This is a genomic window from Microcoleus sp. CAWBG27 (genome assembly GCF_020883145.1).
GTDB lineage: Bacteria > Cyanobacteriota > Cyanobacteriia > Cyanobacteriales > Microcoleaceae > Microcoleus.
Map to the genome: position 1 here is coordinate 1 of NZ_JAHREU010000130.1, position 5,562 is coordinate 5,562.

Sequence of the window (5,562 nt, forward strand, 5' to 3'; positions counted from 1 at the left end):
ATAGTAACTCGAAAACTAATAACCTCTTAGCGGTTCACGAAAGCTGCCACGATTATCTCCACATGAGCAAAGGCGCAAGCCAAGAACATCGGGAGCCGGATGCGGGGAAACCAGCACGTCCGGATCTAACTGAGAGGTGCGAAGGATAATACCTTCCATCGACTCAACCAACCGCAGAGGACACAGAGGACACAGAGATAGAGTATAGAGAAATTAATATAGGACGATGCTACCGGATTTGATATCAATTATTATGGCAATATCTTTGTAGAATAGATTGCCATTTATGATTTTTAAAAAACAATTTGTCAACATTTAACCATAAGATAGCCGAAGCCCAAGAACTTATTTTACCTATCTGAGAAGCGCAATTATTGTTATTTCCAGCTTAAGGATGTTTAACAGTTGACAGTTGACAGTTGACAGTTGACAGTTGACAGTTGACAGTTTGAGAGTTCCCTTTATCCTTAAGCCCAACGATTGGAGTAATGGATAGTCTGATTTTAATTGATCCGGATGGGGCTTGGGGCTTTCAACCAATTCTTTCTGGTAAAGTTAGATTGACGGCTAAAAAAGGAGAATAGTTATGTCTGTGGAAATGAAAAGACGGCTATTTACAGTGCAAGAATATCACCTGATGAGTGAGGCGGGTGTTTTTAGCGATCGCGAACGAGTGGAACTTATCGAAGGGGAAATTATCCAAATGGCAGCAATTGGTAGGCGCCACGCCGCCCGTGTCGATCGCCTTGCAGAGTTTTTTGGCGATCGGGTGCGAACGCGTGCTATCATCCGGGTGCAAAATCCGATTAGCATTGGCGATCGATCTGAGCCTCAACCTGATATTGCTTTAGTACAGCGTCGCGCTGACTTTTATGAAGAATCCTTGCCAAATAGCGAGGATGTTTTGCTGTTGGTAGAGGTAGCGGATAGTACCGTTAATTACGATCGCGATGTGAAAATACCGAATTATGCGCGATCGGGCATTCAGGAAGTTTGGTTGTGGGATCTTGAAGTTAACTGCTTGGAAGTTTACCGCAATCCCACCGCAAATGGCTACACTTATATGCAAAAGTTTGAAGGCGATCAACAAGTTTCACCATTGGCTTTTCCCGATTTTGTAGTAAGTCTTGACTTAATTTTGGGTTAGGCTGACTTTTATCTTGTGTTCGATTCCCACTCCCAATTACCAAAACCTTAGACTTACTATATATAGCCTTTCTCAAAAAGATGAGGTATAACTGACAGCTTATATAACGACCCAGACTAAGAGGGCTGAAGCCCAACAACATACCTCATCTTTCTGAGAACCGCTATAATTAATTTAACTCCTCAAATCAGCGCAAGTTTATGACTGTTGCTAAACCATTTGAATTGGGAGTCACCCATCTCCCAGACCACACCGAACTGCCAGAGTCTGACGGTACTTTTGTGAAAAACTTTCAAGAACTGCCTCAAAGCATTATTCTCACCGATTCCCTGCGGCCTGTATTGCAACAAATTCACCCTGACGGACGGTACCGCATCGGTCAAGATTGCGGGATTTATTGGCGTTTAACTGACCCTCCCGAACGCGGCGCCGAAGCACCAGATTGGTTTTACGTCCCCAATGTGCCGCCACTATTAAATGGTCAGGTGAGGCGTTCCTATGTATTGTGGAAAGAATACGTTGCACCGCTAATTGCCATTGAATTTGTGTCGGGAAACGGTTCAGAAGAACGAGACAGAACTCCACCGCCAGACCCAGATAGAGAAGAACAACAAGAACAAAAACCTGGCAAATTCTGGGTTTACGAACAGGCGATCCGCATTCCTTTTTACGGGATTTATGAAGTGAAAAAAGCGGCTGTGGAAATGTATCATTTAGAAGACAACCGCTATCAGCGCCTGAGTCCGAACGATCGCGGACGCTATCCGATTCCCCAGATTGGAGTTGAATTGGGAATCTGGCAAGGGGAATATGATGAGATGAATTTGCCTTGGTTGCGTTGGTGGGATAGTGAAGGGAATTTGTTATTAATAGGGGAGGAACGTGCAAAACAAGAAAGCCTTCGCGCTCAACAAGAAAGCCTTCGCGCTCAACAAGAAAGCCTTCGCGCTGACGAAGAACGACTTCGGGCAGATCGTTTGGCAGAAAAGTTGCGCCAAATGGGCATTAATCCCGATGAATTGTGATTGTTTTGTTAGTTGTTGAATTCTGGGTAATCGCTCTTTTTTTATGACAGAAATATCATAAATTGGGAAAGGGCGATTACCTATGGGATAGCTGCGCTTTACAACCATTGATAAATTGCAAAATTAAAGATATTTAATTTTTAATAAAAATTCTTAAAATTCTTGAAAAATTATATATTTGTGGAAGTTTTTATAAAGATTTAATCTTTCCCGAACATAAGTGCTAGTATCATAAGCCTAAAGCTAGGGGTGCCCGCAGATCCGGGCTGAGAAAACACCCTTAGAACCTGAGTCTGGGTAATACCAGCGGAGGGAAGCTGTTTATGAAGGATATAAGATATGCGTACCGAATGGATCGCTAAGCGTCAGGGGCACAGCAACGTATCTCAAATGCACTACGCCCGTCAAGGTGTCATTACTGAGGAAATGGACTTTGTTGCTAAGCGAGAAAATCTCCCAGCAGAACTGATCCGCGCCGAAGTAGCGCGGGGACGGATGATTATTCCCGCTAACATCAATCATACTAATTTGGAGCCAATGGCGATCGGCATTGCGTCTAAATGCAAAGTCAATGCTAACATCGGTGCATCTCCGAACTCTTCCAATATGGAAGAAGAAGTTGACAAGCTTAAATTAGCAGTTAAATACGGTGCTGATACCGTGATGGACTTGTCCACCGGCGGCGGCAATTTGGATGAAATTCGCACTACGATTATCAAAGCTTCACCAGTTCCCATCGGTACTGTACCCATTTACCAAGCCCTAGAAAGCGTGCACGGTAATATGGAAAGTCTGACGGCGAATGACTTCCTGCACATCATTGACAAACACGCTCAACAAGGTGTTGATTACCAAACAATTCACGCCGGAATTCTGATTGAGCATTTACCCTTGGTGAGAAATCGGCTGACTGGGATTGTTTCTCGCGGCGGCGGTATTTTGGCGCGGTGGATGCTGCACCACCACAAACAAAATCCTCTCTACACTCACTTTAACGACATCATTGAAATCTTCAAGAAATATGATGTTTCGTTTAGTTTGGGAGATTCTTTGCGCCCCGGTTGCACTCACGATGCGTCGGATGAAGCTCAATTAGCCGAACTCAAAACTTTGGGACAATTAACTCGCAAAGCTTGGGAACATGATGTGCAGGTAATGGTGGAAGGCCCGGGCCACGTACCTATGGATCAAATTGAGTTTAATGTCAAGAAACAAATGGAGGAATGCTCGGAAGCTCCTTTCTATGTTTTGGGGCCGTTGGTGACTGATATTGCACCGGGATACGACCACATTACCTCAGCGATTGGGGCGGCGATGGCTGGTTGGTACGGTACTGCTATGCTGTGCTACGTGACACCCAAGGAACACTTGGGATTGCCGAATGCTGAGGATGTCAGAAACGGGCTGATTGCTTACAAAATTGCGGCTCACGCTGCGGATATCGCGCGGGGCCGTCCGGGTGCGCGCGATCGCGATGACGAACTCTCGAAGGCGCGTTACAATTTCGATTGGAACCGTCAATTTGAGCTATCGCTAGATCCAGAAAGAGCGAAGGAATATCACGACGAAACTTTGCCAGCAGATATCTACAAAACTGCGGAATTCTGTTCGATGTGCGGGCCTAAGTTCTGTCCGATGCAGACTAAGGTTGATGCCGATGCTTTGACTGAGTTGGAGAAGTTTTTGGCTAAGGAACCTGTAGCGCTAAGCTAATTGGTTAGGGAGCATCTCAGTTTTGCATTGATAGTGCTGTCGAGAGCTCGCATATTATACGATACGCGAGTGGGACAGCACTATAATAAAAAATGCTTTTTACAAAAATGAGATGCTCCCATTGGTTAGGTGGGGCGGGTTGACAAATCCTCTGATTTTAAAGCAGAGATTAGCGTGAACCTGCCACTACGAAATTTATGTTTATGTGAATTTAGATCCCTATTGCTTGCTACGAATCCATTCCTTGAGATCGGCGATCGTAAAAACAGCCTGAAAATCCAATCCCTGCTCGCGATATAATTCAGATCCACCTTGCTCTCGATCGATCAGAGACAACACGCGATCGACTTTATAGCCAGCACCCCGCAGCCTCTCCACCGCCTGCATCGCCGATTTACCCGTCGTTACGACATCTTCCAATACTGCCACATTCGTCCCTTCAGGCAACACCGGCCCCTCAATATAGGCCATTGTCCCGTGTCCCTTCGTCTCTTTGCGGACAATTAGCGCCGGAATCGATCGACCTTCCAGAGCCGAAACCACACTCACAGCAGTTACAATCGGGTCAGCACCCAACGTCAAACCGCCCACAGCCTGCACTTGAGGTGGCAGCATCGAGAAGAGTACGCGCCCCGTCGCCAAAGCACCTTCAGCGTGCAAAGTCACCGGTTTGCAGTTGATATAATAAGAACTTTTCTGCCCCGAAGACAGCACAAAGTCGCCCTCGCGGTACGCAAACTCGCACAATAAATCCAAAAGTCGATCGCGCAACACCTTTAAATCAGCAGCATCCATAACTTAACACCTTGTAGAAAACGCAAATAATCCGCTGATAATCAGTCTATATTGGAACCGTAATTAATCTAGAAGCTGAAATTTATGAGTCAAAAGTTAAAAAGCCTCAGCAGTGCGTTGATTCTCGCTGTCGCCTCTGCCACACTGGCATCCGTCAAACCTGCTCAAGCAGATACAGCCCGATTTAGCCCCGTTGGTGACAACTTCAACCGACAATTCTTTGAAGCTTCAGGAGACTTTTATCACAACGTCAGCTTGCAAGGTTATATGGGCGACTATCTAGGAATTGGTTCCCCCAGCGGCGTAGTTGCCTTTCCCGAAAAAGAAATCGAGCGCGATGCCAGCCGCGTCAGCGGCCTCTACCGACGAGTAATGCAGCGGCAGGTTTCCAGCGATCCAATTCTTCGCGTTCCGGATGCCACCAATCCCTTTGATGCCTCAGTTATGGCCTTGCCCGCAGCCTGCCAGGTAGCACCTCAAGCGAGCGGCTGTTTCGCTCCTGGGAACGCAGTCCAAGAGCCGTTTGTACCCCGGCAGCAGCAAGAGTCAGAGGCAGCACCAGGCGCGGTTAGAGGACTGTACAATGTATCACCGGTTCGCGGAAATTAATTAACGATGAGAAAATTGGTTTGTAGTAAGGACTTTAGTCCTGATTTACTCGAAATCAAAGAAAGGACTGAAGTCCTCACTACGAACCTTTATTACCGATGATAAAAATTGGTTTGTAGTAAGGACTTTAGTCCTGATTTACTCAAAGTCATAGAAAGGACTGAAGTCCTCACTACGAACCTTGATTACCGATGAGAAAATTGGTTTGTAGTAAGGACTTTAGTCCTGATTTACTCAGAGTCATAGAAAGGACTGAAGTCCTCACTACGAACC

Annotated in this window: 5 protein-coding genes and 1 riboswitch; of the genes, 4 read left to right on the forward strand and 1 reads right to left on the reverse strand. The window is 46.0% G+C overall.

The annotated features are described in order from the left end of the window. Positions 1-586 precede the first annotated feature (586 nt). The 3 genes from QZ938_RS32590 to thiC all read left to right on the forward strand — a co-directional run bounded on the left by QZ938_RS32590 (position 587) and on the right by thiC (position 3,885). A complete protein-coding gene (locus QZ938_RS32590; RefSeq protein ID WP_293356442.1) occupies positions 587-1,147 on the forward strand; it encodes a Uma2 family endonuclease in 561 nt (186 codons plus the stop codon). A 200-nt stretch (positions 1,148-1,347) separates the two neighbouring features. Beyond that, positions 1,348-2,172 (forward strand): Uma2 family endonuclease, encoded by an 825-nt coding sequence (locus QZ938_RS32595; RefSeq protein ID WP_293356439.1) that lies wholly within the window; start codon positions 1,348-1,350, stop codon positions 2,170-2,172. 235 nt (positions 2,173-2,407) lie between these two features. Then, positions 2,408-2,504: riboswitch (TPP riboswitch) on the forward strand. Positions 2,505-2,511: 7 nt separating this feature from the next. Beyond that, positions 2,512-3,885 carry a phosphomethylpyrimidine synthase ThiC gene (gene thiC, locus QZ938_RS32600; protein ID WP_293356436.1) on the forward strand — a complete coding sequence of 458 codons (1,374 nt, stop codon included), beginning with the start codon at positions 2,512-2,514 and terminating at the stop codon, positions 3,883-3,885. A gap of 219 nt (positions 3,886-4,104) precedes the next feature. On the opposite strand, the gene pyrE is transcribed toward thiC, so the two are convergent. Continuing rightward, positions 4,105-4,680, reverse strand: coding sequence for an orotate phosphoribosyltransferase (gene pyrE, locus QZ938_RS32605; RefSeq protein WP_293158336.1), 576 nt, complete (start codon positions 4,678-4,680; stop codon positions 4,105-4,107). Between the two features lie 84 nt (positions 4,681-4,764). On the opposite strand from pyrE, the gene QZ938_RS32610 reads away from it, so the two are divergent. Then, positions 4,765-5,289 (forward strand): hypothetical protein, encoded by a 525-nt coding sequence (locus QZ938_RS32610; RefSeq protein WP_293158334.1) that lies wholly within the window; start codon positions 4,765-4,767, stop codon positions 5,287-5,289. Positions 5,290-5,562 lie beyond the last annotated feature (273 nt).

Bases quoted from the DNA above. Each gene is read 5' to 3' on its own strand.
- pyrE (WP_293158336.1), bottom strand. From the start codon at position 4,680: ATGGATGCTGCTGATTTAAAGGTGTTGCGCGATCGACTTTTGGATTTA.
- thiC (WP_293356436.1), top strand. From the start codon at position 2,512: ATGCGTACCGAATGGATCGCTAAGCGTCAGGGGCACAGCAACGTATCT.
- QZ938_RS32595 (WP_293356439.1), top strand. From the start codon at position 1,348: ATGACTGTTGCTAAACCATTTGAATTGGGAGTCACCCATCTCCCAGAC.
- QZ938_RS32590 (WP_293356442.1), top strand. From the start codon at position 587: ATGTCTGTGGAAATGAAAAGACGGCTATTTACAGTGCAAGAATATCAC.
- QZ938_RS32610 (WP_293158334.1), top strand. From the start codon at position 4,765: ATGAGTCAAAAGTTAAAAAGCCTCAGCAGTGCGTTGATTCTCGCTGTC.